Annotated in this window: 1 protein-coding gene; it reads right to left on the bottom strand. The window is 42.2% G+C overall.

The genetic code is table 11. The features are described from left to right. The coding region (locus BOQ64_RS22940) for a DUF6443 domain-containing protein (protein WP_164975895.1) at nucleotides 1-206 on the bottom strand (206 nt) is incomplete at both ends.

Below are 206 nucleotides of genomic sequence, written 5' to 3'. Positions count from 1 at the left end.
AGTTTTCCAATATTTTCTCGGAATAGATCTTTTCAGACCCATAAGGGGTATTGATGGCATTACCTAACGGATTGGGAACAATAGCTCCATTCAGCGTTCCTGATTGGGGAACGGGTAGATAATCTTTAACCTGTCTTCCGAACGGATCATATTCAATGTGAGTGACCACATCTTTTCCCTGAGGGGATGCTTTTACATTAACCACC

It is taken from the genome of Chryseobacterium sp. CH25 (genome assembly GCF_004119455.1).
Taxonomy (GTDB): domain Bacteria; phylum Bacteroidota; class Bacteroidia; order Flavobacteriales; family Weeksellaceae; genus Chryseobacterium.
This window is presented reverse-complemented; position numbering and strand designations above follow the sequence as displayed.